Origin of the sequence: Hydrococcus rivularis NIES-593, from assembly GCF_001904635.1 — a bacterium.
Classification (GTDB): Bacteria; Cyanobacteriota; Cyanobacteriia; order Cyanobacteriales; family Microcystaceae; genus Hydrococcus; species Hydrococcus rivularis.
In genome coordinates this window covers 159,676-176,710 of the sequence record NZ_MRCB01000001.1, presented here as the reverse complement: position 1 = coordinate 176,710, position 17,035 = coordinate 159,676, and the positions used below count along the sequence as shown (strand labels likewise).

Sequence of the window (17,035 nt, the reverse complement as noted above, 5' to 3'; positions counted from 1 at the left end):
GAAATGTGTCCTACATCTCTAGTTTATCAAAAAAGTAACAAGAGAGGGTTGACCGAGTCTTTTTCCTGACCCCATATGCTTTCTAACCCTGCCTCGAATGGGGCGGTACCCAGACCCCCTTCTGATTTCATTTAGATGTCTGTGTCACTTGGCGGATTGCCCTGGTTTGTTCGAGAATCTTTTCTATATCTTCTTGCGATAATCGTTGAATGTAATTGATCTTGATTTCTTCTAAAAGATCGATTAGTAAAGTCTCAATTTTTTCTAGGCTATCCTCTGTCTGAAATTCAGATCTAACAATCTGACTAAAATTCGCGATCGATCGTTCTAAGAGTTTATCGAAGGCGGGATCTTCTTTCAAAAGAAGGGTCATTGCCTTCCAGAAACCTTGGTAAATTTGTTTGGTCAATTGTTCGGTTAAATTAGTTTGTAGTCTTTCCAATCCCGGTAGCAAGCGTATGCTTTCGTAAGCAGGCGATTGCGCGATCGCTTTTTTGATGTTGTATTGCAGTAGCGCTTCTAGATCGGGTCGAATTTTTGGCAAGACTTGGTAAACTATCGTATTCATTGCCAATTTAATGATTTCTGTGGTTTCATTGACCTGATTGAGGTCGATGTATTTTCGGACATTCCGTCTAGAAACTAGATTGGCAATTTCTCCTTGGCGAATAGTAGATTGGAGCTGGTCGATAATTTGAACGACAACTACTTCGGTAATATCTTCGGCAATATTGGCAACAAATCCCTGTCTTGCTTGCTTTTGAATGGCATGAAGGTCGATTAATTTCGCTTGGTTTAAGCGGATAGTGACGGGAATAACGCGCAACCAGCGAAAAAGAGGGATTAGCAAAAAAACATCGTACCAGCGCCATAGCATGGCATCGAACCAACTTACTCCCGTATGACGGCGACCGATCAAAAAAGTTCTTAGCAAAAAATCGAACAAGAAGACCAGAAAAAATGGGAAATCAAGGAGACCAAAATTATCTACAGGTTCTCCATTTTCTCCAACTGGACGATAGTAGTTACTTTCTATTAGCGGTTTAATTTCTCTGTCAAAAAAATTCAGTTCTTGTCGAAATCCTTTTTCTCTTAAATACTCTCTGCTCCAAAATCTATAAAAAGCTTCCTTAGAAGAAACATTTTTCGTCCCAAAAACTCGCTCTCGAATTTGATTTTTAATTCTTTCTAGCGTCCCCGTTTTATTAGCAATTAGAAAGGGATTGGTATCAACCATTTCTGCGGAGCGATCGCGCAATTCTTTTAGAATTCTATCGACAGTTTCAGCTTCGACTCGGTTAGGATTTTGCCTTGGTGAATTCAAAGTTGGCAAGGCCACCCGATTAATCTTCTGATTGAGTTCTTCTACGAGTTGTAAATATTGTTCCGTGTCTCGATGGGGTTCAATTCCTTTGACCCAGTCATACCAATCCGAGACGCGAAACGGAAGAATTCTTAAAGGAGGATCGGGAAATTCGCGCTCAAACGGACCAATTTTCAGAAAAAGTTGAACCCTTCCTTGTAACCAAAAATCTCGTAGAGGAATGTAAGTTAGATCGAACAGCACTAAAATCAAATTGGCGAGAGCTAAAAGTGCGATTCCTTTATCCCACCAAGCTCCTAAGCGAGAAAAAAACTTTTTTCGAGGTAGCTGTAGTTGTTGTTTGACAAAAGTCACGATCGCATCACCAAGCAGCATTTTGAAGGACATTCCCTAACTCGTTTGGCTGAGATTAGGGACTGAGAGCCTAAGTATAAAATAAACTTCAACCAGAAGTTTTAGGCTTCTCCAGCCAATCGAGAAATGTATTAGCAACAAGCGCCGCTTGAGTGCGATCGCGTACATTTAGTCGAGCTAGAATGTGAGAGATATGATTTCTGACCGTCCCTTCTGAGAGGAACAGTGCCTGGGCTATTTCCCGATTGCTCGCACCAGCTGCAATCAAGCGCAAAACCTCGCGCTCTCTAGCGGTCAACTCCAGTAGCTCTGGCGGTGGATCTTTGGGCTTTTCTGACTCGATTGCCGACACCTGCGCGATCGCCCGCTCCAGAATTCCCGGGCCAAACTGGGTATAGCCTTGGTAAATCGAGCGAATCGCTTTTGCCAGTTCCTCAGCAGGCGTATCTTTTAACAAATACCCCTTCGCCCCAAAACGCAACGCCTCGGAGACGTACTGAGTATCGTTAAAGGTCGTGAGGATGAGAATCTTTGTTCCTGGAAACTGCTGGCAAATCAATCGGGTAGCTTCTACCCCATCCATCACGGGCATGCGAATGTCCATTACTACCACGTCCGGCAGTTGCGAGACTGCCTGCCACGCTTCTAGCTGTTCGATCGCTCTTTGTCCGTTATCTGCTTCGCCCACTATTTGAAGGTCGGGCTTGGTTCCTAACAAGGTCTTTAAGCCCCGACGGACAATCTCTTGGTCTTCTACGAGCAACACTCGAATCATGTTATACCATTTTGGATTTTGGATGAAAGGATTGGGAAACCCTTTCTACGATTGAATTTTGTCAATTCATCTGTCGCCTTCTTATTTCAAATTGGTATTAATATGGCTTGGTATTAATATGGCGACTCTTTTGAATCGACGAAACATAGGTAGTAAGGACATTCCCCTTGAAATTCTCCCCGCTACTCTCAAGCTAGGGACAAATTTTATTTGTGAAATCGCACTTGTAGAGATGGGTTTCTTGCCAGCCCAAGGGAATTTCTAGCAAATCTCGCGTCCCCGTCATGCCTTGCCCGATAAACAGGAGTAAGGCAAAGCAATTCAAAAAAATATGGATGTAGCGCCAGCGATTTGAACGATCTTGGTAAATTTCTTTGACGATCGCCAGGGAAAAAATCATCAGTAGGGTAACGGTGATGCCGTAATAGAAATGGGAATACTGCCACTCGTAATCCCGCCGGAAAATCCAGCCCAAACCCTCTCGACGTAGGATAATATCCTGAAAGCCGATGACTAAAACGCCGAGGCTACTAAGAAATGCAAAGATAGCTCGCCAGAGTCTAGGCTGCGCTTTGTATAAAAAGACGAGAGAAGCGATCGTTGCCGCAAACATCAGGATGAGAAAAACCATTTCTCCTGGTTGCTTAGTAAAGGCTTGATTTTCAATCGCCTTGCTAAATGTCGGGTAAGCCATTCCTAGCAGACATACCCCAACAACAGCACCCGTTAACCATTTTCCCAGTTTTAAGTGTTCTTGCCCGACGATTGGGGGAATTTTGCTTTTTCCCTCCCCGACAGACTGTAGCCGTCGCTGACGAGTCTGCCAAGCAAAATTGACAACCATCCCGATAATGGGAAAGACAAACGCTACCGCGATCGCGGGATGGATTAAAGCAGCATAATCGGTGGGGTTCATAGCGCTACTGAAACTAGGTAAAAGTAAGCGAGTACATCGGGAGTTTAGCAATGCGAGCCTGCCCGATAGGGGTTAAGATAATCAGCTTCCCTTATATTAAATATTAAGCTGAGAAAATGGACTGTAGAGTGAAATAAATAATAAAGAGATTTTAATTCCCGCTTCTTTCTTCTTTGGGTATCAATTTCCCCTGACCGTTGCGACTTTTATTGTAGTGATTCGCTCGACGATTCGGAAGTTTCCGGTGCTGGTGGAGGGGAGGACGATTCTAAAAATTTTTTTCCCCAAATCTGAATGATTTCCTTATCGCTTGCTGCCATTTTCTGAGCAAGGGCGATCGCAGCTTCTATTTGTTTGCTTGCTTGATAAGCTTTAACAAGATAAGTCTGTCCTAGAAAATAATTTTTGGTACTAGAATCAGTGCCGCGATAAAATTCTTCGAGATCTCTAATTGCATCTACATAGCGTCCGCCTTTGAATGCTTTAGTACCATTGGCTAATAGTTCTTCTGACTGTTCTGGGGTTAAATAAGGCTGAGGTGATTCTAGCTCTGTAGGTTCTTCGGCCCGTGCTTCTGAGGACTTGGTTTCTTCAGCTTTCTCTGTCTGGTTCATAGAGTCTAGCATTTGTTGCGCCCAGGTTTGAACTTCTGGATCTTTATTGGCAACCAATTGTTGGCAAAGCCAGAAAGCTTTTTTTTGGTTTCCAGTACGATGATAAGCTTCGATTAACCCCTTTCGCACTTGTATGTACTGCTCGGATTGAGGATTACACATCAGTTGTTCATACATTTCGAGCACTTCAACGGCTTCGGTGTAGTGTCCTTGCTCGATCGCTTCTAGAGCAGATGTCAATGAGTCTGAACGGGGTGGCATAAACATCTCCGATGATGGCGAGCCGTCAAATTCTTTAGAAATCTAATCGAAGACCGCTCTATTCTATATGATTTATCGATTATTTTATACGCCTTGGTTCCTGAATTGAGAAACATCTCAAAAAATAGCAAAAATCTAATTTGCAAAATTGTTTCCCTGGGGTAGCTCCTATTGCATCTCCCGATACATGTTGGCAATAGTAAACCTTTACTCAAATAATGTACGGTCTTTCTACCTTCCCCTTAGAACGAGCTGTCACCCGTCGTCCATCCTTGCCATTCGGTAAATGGGTACGTACTTCAATCCCCAAATAACCCATAACTTTTTGAAATACTAAGCTCTTAGCAATGGGGCCATTGTCCATATACAGCATTTGGGGAATGCCTTCAAAAGGAAAGTCCGTCTCTTTTTTGGGTGACATGGCAGCAAACATAAACCGCAGTGCTGCTTCTACATCCTCGCCGTAAACACCGTGGTATTCTTGGTATGCAACACCACTCCGGTCATCCACGACACTATAAAGCATTAACAAGGGATGCCCCCGCCCCGGTTCTAGGAAGGCTGGTGCTTTCACTTGCTTGAGGTCTGATGGACTGAGGTCAAAATGCCAACATTGATTGCTATATTCTGCCTGGAAGCGAACAGCAGGCGGTTGTCGCACAAGGGTATCGCGGTCGTAGCCCCATTTGTTGAGATAACGATTTTGTCGTGGCGTGAGTGGAGATGTTTGCGTGACAACCAATCGTAGAGAGTGGAAGGTGAACAATCGACCAGTTTTGCAATTGAGCGTTTGCTGATTCCTTTGGCTAAATAACTGCGAATTTCTGCTTCCCTTGTGTCCAGTTTCAAATGTGCAGATTGTCGTCCTTTGGGTCGCCCTAACGTTTTTCCTTCAGCTTTACGTTTAGCTAGTGCTTCGGTTGTTCTGAGTACAATCAATTCCCGCTCGATTTCAGCTGCCAAGCCTAAAACCGTTGCTGTAATTCGGCTTTGCATTGAGTCATCCAGTACCATACCTTGTTTGGCGATATGGACGTTGATTCCCCGACGCACGCAACACTCCAGCATTTCTAATACTTGTAGGGTGGAGCGTGCCATCCGACTAACTTCTGAAAAAATAACTACATCGGATTCTTGTGCTGTTTGATTCAGTAGTTGTCCTACACCTCGCTCTAACCATTTCTCCCGTCCAGAAATTGTGTCCTCTATAAACTGGATGGGACTCAAAGCGTGGATGTTGGCATATTCTAAAATGCCATGTCGTTGGTTGTGTACATCTTGTTTGTCGCTGGAGACTCTCAGATAAGCATAAATGGCCATGACCAAACTAGCTGTCGGTTTAAACAGCTTGGGATATTTAATCGAACGGTATTAGTTCAAATTAAACCACGAAAAACGTACATATATGTCCGGTATAAAAGTTCGTATAAATTGGACACTTGTGAGCCAATAAATCCTGTATCTCAATTCCCATAGGGGTTACGGCTTATTTGCAGAGAATGTGGTTTCATTTGCAGAGAATGTGGTTTGTTTGCAGAGAATGTGGTTTCATTTGCAAATAATCTGGTTTTGAAACCCCCTTTATTTGCAGTTATTGTGGTTTCAAAAATGCCTTGTTTGCAGTTTGAAGTGTTTATGTTTGCAGTTCGCTACAGCTACCGATTAATTTGGTTGACAGCCAGCCACACCCAAAATTAACAGCAGTTACTCACCCTAGCCACCGTAAGTCTGAATCCGAGCTAAACCAAGTGGAATTGCTTCTTTCATACCAACCTTTTTGACAGATACGGGATAATGCCAAGTTTCCTTATAATCTGGAGTATTAACTACCTTCATACGAATTGATATAGTTGTACCAGGAACTATTGGTTCCGAAAAAGCTACAGTAGCTTTTTTGTTGTTAATGGAAACCGTTGTAGGAATTTTTTGACCTAATTTGTTTTGGACTTCAATTCCTTTATTAATACTTATTCCTTCTGGTAAATCAATCGCCAATTCTGAAAGTGCTTTACCTTGGACATGAACATCAAATTTATGAGTAGCATCTGGGATACGGGCAATATTAGGAACAGCAGCACTATTGCCTAGATGAGAAAATTTAGCATCATTTGGATTTTTAGCCCAAGCAGTAGTAACTGAAGATGCAAGAAATAAGGTGAAAGTAACAGTGTAAATCAGCTTTTTCATGGATATTCTCCTTATTTAGTTAATCAATGAAATATCTCTATAGGAATCCAACTTGAGTCTTGCTATGTATACTGAGAAGCCAAACCTTATTTGACAGGCTTTCAGTCAGGTTGACTTTTCAACAATCAAATGGGATTCTATATATTTATAATTATGAAAGCTATTGATGAAATAAAGATGAAATATTGTTATGCCAAGAGAAATTTAAAATGTAGTTGCTAAACGTAATTACTCAAAATTATTTATGGTTAAACTATCAAATATTCAAATTTTAAAATCAATTAAAAATTATCCTGATAGTTAACTCAAAAATCAGTTAACTATCAGGAGCTTTATTTGGATAGCAAAGATTTTAAGGACTAATACGAAATCTAGCTACACCTATAGGTATTTTTGCATCACTACCAATGAGATTAGCAGATAAATAATAAACAGGACCGTTACCAAGAAATGGTTGTTTGACATTCTTGATGTCAATCTCTAGCTTAGTGTTAGGAGCAACTGGTTCAGCAAAAGCTAGTAGTATAGTCTTACCATTCAAAGAAACATTAGTATTAATTTTCTGACTATTCTCTTTTTTTACAACAACATCATTAATATCATTGCTCCACCTTACAGTACTTGGAACTTCAATATTTAACTGCGAAACATCCTTGCTATTTTTAGGAACGTGTACTCGCAAAGTATGTCTAACAACCGCCCAGCGAGTCGGAGGAAATTGATAGTTACCCTCAACATGAGGAAGACTATCATTTTCTTCATTGGCACTTGCATAATTGGCAGGAATTAAAAATGCAGCAGCTAGAGTAGATATAGCAATGTAAGCTAGCAGTTTTTTCATATTTACTCCTAATTTAATCAGTAACATCAGCAAATATTCAGATTCGTGTTTAGTAAGCCGTTATCAACTAATACATAACAACTAGGTAAAGACAGAATTATCTATCTCCTACATTCACACAAGAATTAAGAGAAGTTAAAAGCCTTCTCATTAACTCGTTTACTGTTTTAAGTCAAAAAGGTCTACTACCTTTATTGATCAAGTTTGGCAGGTCTTAATGAAATCTGGATGAAATTTTTGATTAACATAAAAATCTAAATATTAAAATGTAGGGAATTTAGCTAAACCAATGGGAATCTCTACCTCACTACCAACAACTTTCACTGAAAAGCGGTATACAGAATCCGGGCCTGTAACTGGTTGTTGAACCTTATTAAAATTAACTAAGAGCTTAGTGTTAGAAATAACCTTTTCAGGGAACTCTATAATAATTTGTCTGCCATAGGCGGAAATATTAGTATTAATTTTCTGATCATTCACATCCAATACATCAATATCATTACTCACTGCTACAGTAGATGGAGTTTCAATAATAAGTTGAGAAAGAGCGTTGTTATTTTTGGGGATATTTAACCGAAAAGTATGTTTTACAAAACGCCAGCTATTAGTAGGATATTGCAAATTATTATCAACATTAGTCTCCTTAGCATTTGCCTTGGTCATGCAAATGAAAGCTATGGTGCCAAGAGCAAACACTGTACCTGTGTAAATCCATATTTTCTTCATCTTGAATTGTGAAACAGCCATTATGTAAAATAAGTTACAATTTTCTACTAAATAGACCTTTACATAATAAGTCTGACAGGTCAGGATGAAATTAGGATGAAATTTTGACTGGTTCAAAAAATAATTTGTTGATGTTGTGTTAGGTAGCCAGTCCGAAAGTAAAACTTTGATGAAGTAACGAAAGATCCAATAATTTTAATCTGAAAAATCAACTAAAAAACAAACTAGCTTTCGGATATAAAGTTTTTTTATTTCTTAATAAAAATCAGGCTTTTATTTGCACCATGACAGCACAGCCAAAAAGCCTGAATCTGCATTAAAGCATAAGTTTAAACGGCTAAATATTAGTATAAATGGAAGAGATGAAATCTATATGAATATTTAGCATAATTATTGAACATTTACGCCGAAATCAACTACAATAATTCTGCCATTGCGGTTAAATTGACCCCACATTTTATATGTACCAGGAGTCGGAAAGTTCGTCATAAAATTCACCTTTCCAGATGGAGTGTTTTTTAGCGCATGAGCATGAATATAATCGGCTCTTGTCAATGGTGATGACTGTTTGATAATTACTAAATGTCCTAATTCTCCCAGATATGGTTGTAAATTTTGAACCGGTTGATTATTAGACGTTTGTTTTAAATCGAAGCTCAAGGTGACTTCTTCACCTACTTTTAATGTTGGTTGAGAGAAGGTGAGATTAGCCTTAATATCACCAAAAGTCTTATTTAGTTTTAGGTCAATTGGTGGTGTGGATGGACTTTTACCCGGAAGTTGTGTTTTGAGTACGGAGATTTGTTCTGTGTTTCCAGTTGGTTTGTAATCACTGAAAAGCGTGTAACTACCTGGTTGAGGAAAATTAGCCTGGACTTCAAAGCGTCCATTGTTTTTATAAATAGGATGAATATGGTTGAAAAACTGGAGGTCATCACTAACCACAATCAGGTGCATCAGTTTTTCTTGAAATGTATCAAAATTGGCGATCGCTTTTCCATCTTTGTCTTGCACATTAATTACCAAAGGCACAGTAGTATTAGGCTTGATATCTTTTGGAGTTGTGAGTTTTACCTGAGTAGTTACCTTATTACCACTATGTTCTGAATGATCTATGCCACCCTTTTGATGTTCTGATTTACTTGTCTCATGCTCCTGATGATCCATACTACCCATTGGTTGTGCTGTAGTAAGCTTTTCTTTATCAGCAGCAGCTTCCTGAGATTTTACTCGTGGTGAGCAACCTTGAGCTATGAGCAGGGTTGTAAGGACAGCAATACCTATAGTGGATTTCACTAATACAGCAACAAAACGATTCATAAAGTTTGCTTCCAGTTAGTGCGTTTTAAGTGTTGAACAAGGGATAAACAAAGTAAGCAGAGTAGAGCTACTGCACTAACTACAACATTAGGTTGAAAAGATGAAATCAGAATGAAATCAACCACGACACTATTTACTATTCTTGGCGATCGCCCAGTATTTCATAATCAGGTAAATTACCAAAAGTGGTAGAATTATTCATTAGAGCAGCAGTAGCCAACTATCTCTACCCCTAGTACAAGCAAGACTAAAGCAACATAGAGTTTAGTCATCCCAACTCAATCAATTTCCGCGAGGTGTAAATCCAACCCAAAACTGTAAAGATTACAGTAAAAGCTGCTAGGAAATGATTGTTTTTTTAGAATTGCTTGCAGGTAATCTACTTATTAAAACTAAAACGACCGTCTACTTTTTTGCCATCAACATCCACAAGCATTTTCACTTGATACTGGCCAGAAGCTTTTTCTGGTAGCAAAACAGTATAGTGTTTACCTTCTTTATCGTATGTAAGATTTAGAGTTTTCTGACTACCATCAGGTATCTGAACTTGAGCTGTTACTTTGGCGTTAGGTATTGCTTCGTGATTATTGCCTTTCTGCACGTAGAAATCCATGTGCGTTCCATTATCTTCTTTCTCAGGTACAAACTCTAAATGATAAGCACCTGACTCAACAACTTGACCGCCGCGATTAGCTTTACTATGACCAGATGACTCAGTTTTGGCAGCGGTTTCTGATTTAGTTGTAGGTTCTATTTTAGTTGTGGTTTCAGAGGTTGGTACTGATGAATTACTATTAGATTCAGATGCTTGATTACCACAAGCTCCTAAAAATAATAGTCCTGTACTTGCTAAAATAACAAAACCTAGTTTGAGTGATTGCATTGATTTACTCCTCATCTGGATTAGTTAAAAATTGAAACAAACTTGGGTAGACCTAGTTCTTGCACCTATTTTTGAAAACCCCTTTTCCAGCTACCCTCTTTGATATTTGATAATCTTCATTAACTGATGCAAGATAGAAAACAAATAAAAACTTAAATTTTTATACAACTGAACCTTGAGTAACTTCAGGATTTTGTACTGGTGCAGTAGTTTTCGGAACCAAAAACTTCCCGAATTGGGAATACAAAGCTGGCAAAACTAACAATGTCAAAGCAGTGGAAGTAAACAAACCTCCTAACACCACCACCGCTAAAGGCTGTAGAATTTCTTTACCTGCACCAGAACCAATTACTAGGGGAACCATACCAAGTGCTGATGCAAGGGCTGTTAGTAGAATTGCCACCAGGCGTTCCATCGAACCCTCAACGATTACTTCATTAAGTGGTATTCCTTCCCTACGGGACGCTTCGCGAACAGCTAGGCGATTGTTATAGTTATCCACTAACAGCAATCCATTACGAGTAGCTACACCGAATAGAGTGATAAAACCAACCATTGAAGCAACGGAAATAATACCACCACCCAAGGCGACGGAGATTACACCACCAATTAATGCTAGTGGTAGGTTAACCATAATCATTACAGTGGCAGGAATTGATTTAATGGCAAAGTAAATCAGTACGGAAATTACTGCGATCGCAACTGCACCTGCAATAATTAATGTCTGTGTTGCTTCCTCCTGTGCTTGAAACTGACCGCCAAATTGTACATAGTATCCTCCAGATAGTTGAATTTGCTTAACCCGATCGCGTACATCTTTAATTACAGAACCCAAATCTCGTCCAGCAACGTTAGCAGAAACCACAATCAGCCGGGAAACATTTTCGCGGTTGATGGTACTTGGCCCTGTGCCATAATCAACTTTAGCAACCTGGGATAAGGGAATTTTCTGACCGTTGGGTGTATCGACTAACAAGTTGCCAATCACATCCAAATTGTTACGGGAGCGCTCTTGCAACCAGACAACCAGATTAAACGTTTGTTGCTTCTCCAATACTTGAGAAACTGCTTTTCCATTCAATCCAGTCTCTATAGTTTCTGCCAGTTCTCCCACAGTTAACCCATAACGAGCGGCTGCATCGCGGTCAAATTGAATTTGGATTTGTTTGACTGGAACTTGGGGTTCAAGTTGCAGATCCACAATGCCAGGAATACCACTCATAGCTACTTGTACCTGTTTCCCAAGGGTGCGGAGTTGTTCGAGTTCGGGGCCGTAGATTTTGACGGCGATCGCACTCCTCACCCCAGAAAGAATATCATCTATGCGGTGTGAAATAAATCCACCTATATTAGTCGCCACACCAGGAAGTTTTTCAAACTCTTTGCGGAGTACCTCAACAGTCTTCTGGCGATCTTTCGCTCCAGTTTCGCTAATCTGCACATCCAACTCACCAAAGTTGACTCCTGCTACTTCCGGATCTCCTTGAGCAAATCCAGAGCGAAACGCAATGGCATCGAAGCGGCGATCGTTTTTGAGGGCATCCATCACTGCCAAAGCTGCTTGGTCAGTTGCATCTAAGGATTCACCAGGTAAAAGAACTATTGAATTGACCAAAGAGCGGTCTTGGAACTCTGGCAAGAAGACTTTTCCTAACCCCGGTAGAATGATCATCGATGCCACAAAGCCTGCAAGCGCAACTCCCAAAATTATCTGAGGACGACGAATTGAGAAATTTAGTGCTGGACTATAAAGTTGATGTGCTTTGCGCTCTAGCCAACTTTCCGTATTCGGTAAACGACGATTTGCCAATAACAAAGCACATAAGGCTGGAGTCAGTGTCAATGCAACTAAGGTAGAAGCGAGAATCGATAGTAAATATGCCATTCCCATCGGCGTAAAAATGCGGCCTTCTACCCCAGACAGGACGAAAATCGGTGCAAAGACCACTGCAATAATGACAGTAGAAAATAATACACTGACACGCACTTCCACTGAAGCGTCAAACACGACCTGCAAAGGATTTTTCGGGTTGCCTGCTATTTGGTTTTCCCGTAAACGGCGGTAGACATTTTCCATATCAACGATCGCATCATCCACCACAGAACCAATAGCAACTACTAGTCCACCCAAGGTCATAGTATTAATACCCTGTCCAGTCCAGCTAAGAATAATCATCCCCAACAGTAGCGACAGAGGCAAGGCACTGAGGCTAATAATTACCGTGCGCCAGTTCATCAAGAAGATAATCAGGATGACTGAAACGATAATAGTGCCATCGCGCAGGGCTTCTTCAACGTTTTTGACCGAAGCTTCAATGAATAAATTTTGGTCAAAGGTCTTAGTAACCTTGACATCTTGCGGTAATCCTGGCTTAATCTCCTCCATTGCTGCTTCCACAGCTTTGACAACAGTAGGAGTATCTGCCGCAGGCTGCTTGGATACAGTTAAAATTACTGCTCGTTTGCCCTGAAATAGTCCATCTCCTCGTCTTAATGCTGGGCCAATTTTGACCTCTGCTACTTGTTCAAGTAATACGGGTGTACCCTGAACCGCCTTTATGACTGAACGCTTCAGCTGATCAATTGACTCAATGCGCCCAATTCCCCGAATCAACATTTCTTGGTCAGGAGTAATTAAAAATCCCCCCGGCACGTTGACGTTGGCATTCTGCACTGCTTTAGTAACTTCTGGCAAGGAGACACCATACGCTTTTAGCTTCTCTGGGTCAACCAAAACTTGATATTGCCGCTCATCGCCACCGTAGAGAAATACGTTACTCACGCCAGGAACAGCCAGCAAGCGATTTCTCACATCCCAATTGACAATGCGCCACACTTCCATCATGTCAGTGCTTTCAGCATCAAAAGCGTATTTGACAGCCCATCCCAAGGGTGAATTGACAGGCAGAATTTCTGGTTGTCCTACGCCTTGCGGTAGCTTTGCCCCTTGTAATCGCTCTGTCACCAGTTGACGCGCACGGTAAATGTCAGTGTCCCAACTAAAAACAGCTTTAATAGCAGAAATTCCAATAGCAGATGAAGACCGCAGCGATACCAATCCAGGCGTTCCGTTAACCGCGCTCTCAATCGGACGAGTGACCAAAGACTCGATTTCTTCTGGTGCTAAACCAGAAGCTTCGACTTGAACTTCCACTTGCGGGGGAGCAAAGGCAGGAAATACATCTAGCGGCATTCGCGTGAGGACGTGAAGTCCCCACAGACTAATTAATATAGAGATGATAACGATTAGCCACCGTTGCGCGATCGACCATTTGACAATGGTATTGAGCATTTTTGAGACCCCTCAAGGGTTTTTTACTTGACGATACAGTTAATCCATCTGGAATAATCTGTAATTATGACAATCTGGCACTGTATTTAATGTCTCAAATGAAAATGAAATCAAGATGAAATCAAGGTTGAAGATTTGTGATGTTGTGTAGCTAGGATTTTGTTGCACTCAATATCATCAAGACTTAAATGCTTTATGTGAAACTAAACAAGGAAAAAATTAGTGTCCGCTCTTAAAGAAAATTCAGTCAGGCGTTACGATTTAGATTCCTTGAGGATATTAGCGACTCTCCTGCTGATTCCTTACCATACTGCTCGAATTTTTAACTGTCCTCGCTTTGGTTGTTATTTTGTTCAGAATGATATTATTTCTCCTGTACTTAATCTCTTTGTTAGTTTTGTAGACCTGTGGTTTATGCCTCTTTTCTTTTTTATTGCTGGAGCAGCAGCAAAGTATTCTTTAGACAATAGAACACAAAAACAATATTGTTTAGAAAGGTTTAAAAAACTGTTGATACCACTTATTTTTGGAGTGTTATTTCTCATTCCACCTATTAGCTACTTTGGGTTTATTAGTCATAACAAAAATATTGATTTATTTTATTATGAATATTATCCTTCTTTCTTTAATTTTAGTCATAAAAACATTACAATATTTACAGGAGGTTTTTCACCTGCACATTTATGGTTTGTTCTATACTTATTTTGTTTTTCTTTGATCACTTTACCCATTTTCAAATACTTACAAATAAGAGATAAGCAACAGTTTATTAGCAATTCAGCTAAATATTTAGCTCAGAATCCTATAATAATTTTTTTATGTGTAGTTCCTTTAGCTTTAGCTAGGATGACAGTAATAGCATATTATAATCCTGTCTACTTTATCATATATTTTTTACTTGGATATTTATATCCCCTAGATCAAGAATTTCAAAAAGCTATTGATAAAAATAATTCAACTTCATTAATTTTAGCTCTAACAATCACATTATTTTATCTCTATTCAAAAAATGATTTTTTTCCTTTAATATGGGGATTTTCATTTAGAAGTATACTGGATCAATTATTGCTTAGTTTAAATACTTTATGTTGGGTTATTGTGATTTTAAATTTTGCAAAAAAATACTTAAACAGGAATCATTTATTCCTTGCATATTTAAATCAAGCTTCATATCCAATTTATATTATACATATGACATTTATTGTACCTATAGGCTTCTATATTGTGCAATGGAAGACTGCACTGATGCTGAAGTTTCTGTGTATTCTTCTGACTTCAAGTATTAGTATTCTTGTGGCTTACCATTTTTTGATAAAACGATTCAATCTGACACGAATTTTATTTGGGATGAAACTCAAAAAATAATCTTGTTACTCACAGAAATCTAAATCATTGTGTGCATTTAAATTTTTACGAACCCGATTCGCAAGGAAACCGGGTTTATTAACACTTATATCATTACCCTAAACAAATTACTAACGCTGAACTTGCTGAATCAGAGTTTGTGTTTGTTGATAAGCTTGGGTATCGCCTTGTTTAAGAAACAGTTTTGCAGCTTGCTGAAGGTCTGTAACAGCACTCTTACTGTCTCCTAAAGCATATTGTGCCAGTCCTCGGTTGCCATAGGCATCAGCTAGATTGGGATTGATTTGTAGTGCTTGATTAAAATCTGCGATCGCTTGCTGATGATTTCCCTGTCTAAAATGGGCCATTCCTAGATTGTAATAACCATCTTGTGAGTTTGGATCAATTTTCACTGTCTGGTTAAAGTCGGCAATTGCTTTCTGAAAATCTCCTAGTTCTACATAAGAAATTCCCCGACCATTATAAGCATCTGTATGCTTGGGATTTAACCGCAATGCTAAGTTAAAGTCAGAAATTGCAGCATTAAAGTCTCTCAATTGAGATTTAGCTAAACCTCGAAGGCAAAAACCCTCGTAAAATTTTGGATTCAGCTGTACTACAGAGTTAAAATCTGCGATCGCACCATTGAAGTTGCCTTGCTCAAGCTTTTGCACTCCTTGGTTATAGTACTCTTGGAAGTTCGTCGCCTTCAAAGGTATTTGTGCTTCTCGCGCAGAAACAGCAGCAGGCATTACACCCAGTAAACTCATTATTCCCAGAATGGCTATTGTTCGCTTGATATATTTCATGGCTTTACCCCTTCATTCTTGCAGCATGACATTGGATTGCCACGGATCTGTTCCTTTATTTTAACTGGGAACTTGTGATAACCATCCCCAAAGACTTTGTAATAGCAACCAAGCATTTAAGCCAACAATAACAATAGCGACTAACCAAGCTAAAGATTTTAACCACACGGGATTAACAAACTCACCCATCAAGCGGCGATTACTTGTAAACATCACCAAGGGAATTACTGCAAACGGTAACTGTAAACTGAGGATGACTTGACTGAGAACTATGAGGCTGCTTGTACTATTTTCACCAAACAGAATGATTGTAATTAACGCTGGAATGATGGCAAGCAGACGGGTTATTAAACGGCGTAACCACGACGGAAGGCAAAATTGCAAAAAGCCTTCCATAACAATTTGTCCTGCTAGAGTCGCAGTCAACGTTGAACTTTGCCCAGAAGCAAGTAATGCAATGCCAAAAATAGCACTAGCAGTACTGACTCCTAACAGTGGTGAAAGTAATTTATAAGCATCTTGAATTTCTGCCACATTCTGATTACCAGAAAAATGAAATGTTGCAGCAGACACAATTAAAATCGCTGAGTTGATGAATAGTGCTAATGACAAAGCAAAAGTTGAATCAATTGTGCCGAACTTAATCGCTTCCCATCTTTTTTCAGTACTAGGTTGCCAATCACGGGTTTGCACAATAGAGGAGTGTAAATACAAATTGTGAGGCATCACTGTTGCCCCTAAAATGCCAATGGCAATGTATAGCATCTCTGGGTTTTGTAAAATTTCTTTTTTAGGTAGATATCCCAATAAAATTCCCCCCACATCAGGTCGAGAGAACAGAATTTCTGCTGTAAAACAGATGCCTACAGTTGCTACTAGCATTATTACCAAAGCTTCTGTATAGCGAAAGCCTTTGTGTTGCAGGAATAACAACACCAGGACATCAAGTGCTGTGATGCAAACACCCCACACTAACGGAATCCCAAATAGAAGTTGCAGTGCGATCGCACTTCCCAATAGTTCCGCTAAGTCACAAGCAGCGATCGCAATCTCACACAGTACCCATAAACAAAAGCTTACCCTTGGTTTGAAATAATCTCGACAAGCCTGCGCCAAATCTCGCCCTGTAGCAACTCCCAAACGCACACATAGAGATTGCAGCAATATCGCCATCAGGTTGGACAGCAGGATTACTGTTAACAACGTGTACCCGAACTTTGACCCTCCAGCAATGTCTGTTGCCCAGTTGCCAGGGTCCATGTATCCGACTGAAACCAAATACCCTGGCCCTGCATAAGCCAGCATCTTGCGCCAAAAGCTGTTGCTGTTGGGGACTCTAATACTACGGTGAACCTCTGGTAAACTAGGTCTGTTTTCTGGAGGAGTCAT

At 40.1% G+C, this 17,035-nt stretch carries 13 protein-coding genes and 2 pseudogenes; 1 reads left to right on the top strand and 14 read right to left on the bottom strand.

From position 1 onward, the window contains the following. Positions 1-127 precede the first annotated feature (127 nt). The 12 genes and pseudogenes from NIES593_RS00770 to NIES593_RS00715 form a co-directional block, all read right to left on the bottom strand. Complete coding sequence (locus tag NIES593_RS00770) at positions 128-1,699, bottom strand: hypothetical protein (protein ID WP_083602284.1); 1,572 nt, start codon at positions 1,697-1,699, stop codon at positions 128-130. Positions 1,700-1,766: 67 nt separating this feature from the next. Beyond that, a complete protein-coding gene (locus NIES593_RS00765) occupies positions 1,767-2,453 on the bottom strand; it encodes a response regulator transcription factor (RefSeq protein WP_073597767.1) in 687 nt (228 codons plus the stop codon). 193 nt (positions 2,454-2,646) lie between these two features. Next, positions 2,647-3,369, bottom strand: a complete 723-nt coding sequence (locus NIES593_RS00760; RefSeq protein ID WP_073597766.1) for a DUF4079 domain-containing protein — start codon at positions 3,367-3,369, stop codon at positions 2,647-2,649. A 206-nt stretch (positions 3,370-3,575) separates the two neighbouring features. Beyond that, positions 3,576-4,244, bottom strand: coding sequence for a hypothetical protein (locus tag NIES593_RS00755; RefSeq protein WP_139253596.1), 669 nt, complete (start codon positions 4,242-4,244; stop codon positions 3,576-3,578). Between the two features lie 220 nt (positions 4,245-4,464). Beyond that, positions 4,465-4,962: pseudogene (locus NIES593_RS00750) on the bottom strand (transposase family protein); the annotation flags it as partial. A gap of 179 nt (positions 4,963-5,141) precedes the next feature. Then, positions 5,142-5,564 (bottom strand): annotated as a pseudogene (locus tag NIES593_RS24745) (recombinase family protein); the annotation flags it as partial. A gap of 393 nt (positions 5,565-5,957) precedes the next feature. Then, positions 5,958-6,431, bottom strand: a complete 474-nt coding sequence (locus NIES593_RS00740; protein ID WP_073597764.1) for a DUF2808 domain-containing protein — start codon at positions 6,429-6,431, stop codon at positions 5,958-5,960. Between the two features lie 352 nt (positions 6,432-6,783). Continuing rightward, positions 6,784-7,299, bottom strand: a complete 516-nt coding sequence (locus NIES593_RS00735; protein ID WP_083602248.1) for a DUF2808 domain-containing protein — start codon at positions 7,297-7,299, stop codon at positions 6,784-6,786. Between the two features lie 234 nt (positions 7,300-7,533). Next, positions 7,534-8,019, bottom strand: a complete 486-nt coding sequence (locus NIES593_RS00730) for a DUF2808 domain-containing protein (RefSeq protein ID WP_217651770.1) — start codon at positions 8,017-8,019, stop codon at positions 7,534-7,536. A gap of 369 nt (positions 8,020-8,388) precedes the next feature. Beyond that, positions 8,389-9,318: a hypothetical protein gene (locus NIES593_RS00725; protein WP_073597763.1), complete on the bottom strand. Its 930-nt coding sequence runs from the start codon at positions 9,316-9,318 to the stop codon at positions 8,389-8,391. Between the two features lie 379 nt (positions 9,319-9,697). Further along, complete coding sequence (locus NIES593_RS00720; RefSeq protein WP_073597762.1) at positions 9,698-10,201, bottom strand: hypothetical protein; 504 nt, start codon at positions 10,199-10,201, stop codon at positions 9,698-9,700. 160 nt (positions 10,202-10,361) lie between these two features. Further along, entirely contained in the window at positions 10,362-13,493 is a 3,132-nt protein-coding gene (locus NIES593_RS00715; protein WP_073597761.1) for an efflux RND transporter permease subunit, read from the bottom strand. 222 nt (positions 13,494-13,715) lie between these two features. Between NIES593_RS00715 and NIES593_RS00710 the strand changes: the two genes are divergently transcribed. After that, complete coding sequence (locus tag NIES593_RS00710; protein ID WP_073597760.1) at positions 13,716-14,858, top strand: acyltransferase family protein; 1,143 nt, start codon at positions 13,716-13,718, stop codon at positions 14,856-14,858. 110 nt (positions 14,859-14,968) lie between these two features. Here the strand turns inward: NIES593_RS00710 and NIES593_RS00705 are convergent, their stop codons facing one another. Together NIES593_RS00705 and NIES593_RS00700 are read right to left on the bottom strand one after the other, a co-directional pair. Further along, on the bottom strand, positions 14,969-15,646 hold the full coding sequence (locus NIES593_RS00705; RefSeq protein WP_073597759.1) for a tetratricopeptide repeat protein: 678 nt from the start codon (positions 15,644-15,646) through the stop codon (positions 14,969-14,971). A gap of 60 nt (positions 15,647-15,706) precedes the next feature. Then, a complete protein-coding gene (locus tag NIES593_RS00700; RefSeq protein ID WP_073597758.1) occupies positions 15,707-17,035 on the bottom strand; it encodes an Nramp family divalent metal transporter in 1,329 nt (442 codons plus the stop codon).

Bases quoted from the DNA above. Each gene is read 5' to 3' on its own strand.
- NIES593_RS00770 (WP_083602284.1), bottom strand. From the start codon at position 1,699: ATGCTGCTTGGTGATGCGATCGTGACTTTTGTCAAACAACAACTACAG.
- NIES593_RS00765 (WP_073597767.1), bottom strand. From the start codon at position 2,453: ATGATTCGAGTGTTGCTCGTAGAAGACCAAGAGATTGTCCGTCGGGGC.
- NIES593_RS00760 (WP_073597766.1), bottom strand. From the start codon at position 3,369: ATGAACCCCACCGATTATGCTGCTTTAATCCATCCCGCGATCGCGGTA.
- NIES593_RS00755 (WP_139253596.1), bottom strand. From the start codon at position 4,244: ATGCCACCCCGTTCAGACTCATTGACATCTGCTCTAGAAGCGATCGAG.
- NIES593_RS00740 (WP_073597764.1), bottom strand. From the start codon at position 6,431: ATGAAAAAGCTGATTTACACTGTTACTTTCACCTTATTTCTTGCATCT.
- NIES593_RS00735 (WP_083602248.1), bottom strand. From the start codon at position 7,299: ATGTTACTGATTAAATTAGGAGTAAATATGAAAAAACTGCTAGCTTAC.
- NIES593_RS00730 (WP_217651770.1), bottom strand. From the start codon at position 8,019: ATGGCTGTTTCACAATTCAAGATGAAGAAAATATGGATTTACACAGGT.
- NIES593_RS00725 (WP_073597763.1), bottom strand. From the start codon at position 9,318: ATGAATCGTTTTGTTGCTGTATTAGTGAAATCCACTATAGGTATTGCT.
- NIES593_RS00720 (WP_073597762.1), bottom strand. From the start codon at position 10,201: ATGCAATCACTCAAACTAGGTTTTGTTATTTTAGCAAGTACAGGACTA.
- NIES593_RS00715 (WP_073597761.1), bottom strand. From the start codon at position 13,493: ATGCTCAATACCATTGTCAAATGGTCGATCGCGCAACGGTGGCTAATC.
- NIES593_RS00705 (WP_073597759.1), bottom strand. From the start codon at position 15,646: ATGAAATATATCAAGCGAACAATAGCCATTCTGGGAATAATGAGTTTA.
- NIES593_RS00700 (WP_073597758.1), bottom strand. From the start codon at position 17,035: ATGACTCCTCCAGAAAACAGACCTAGTTTACCAGAGGTTCACCGTAGT.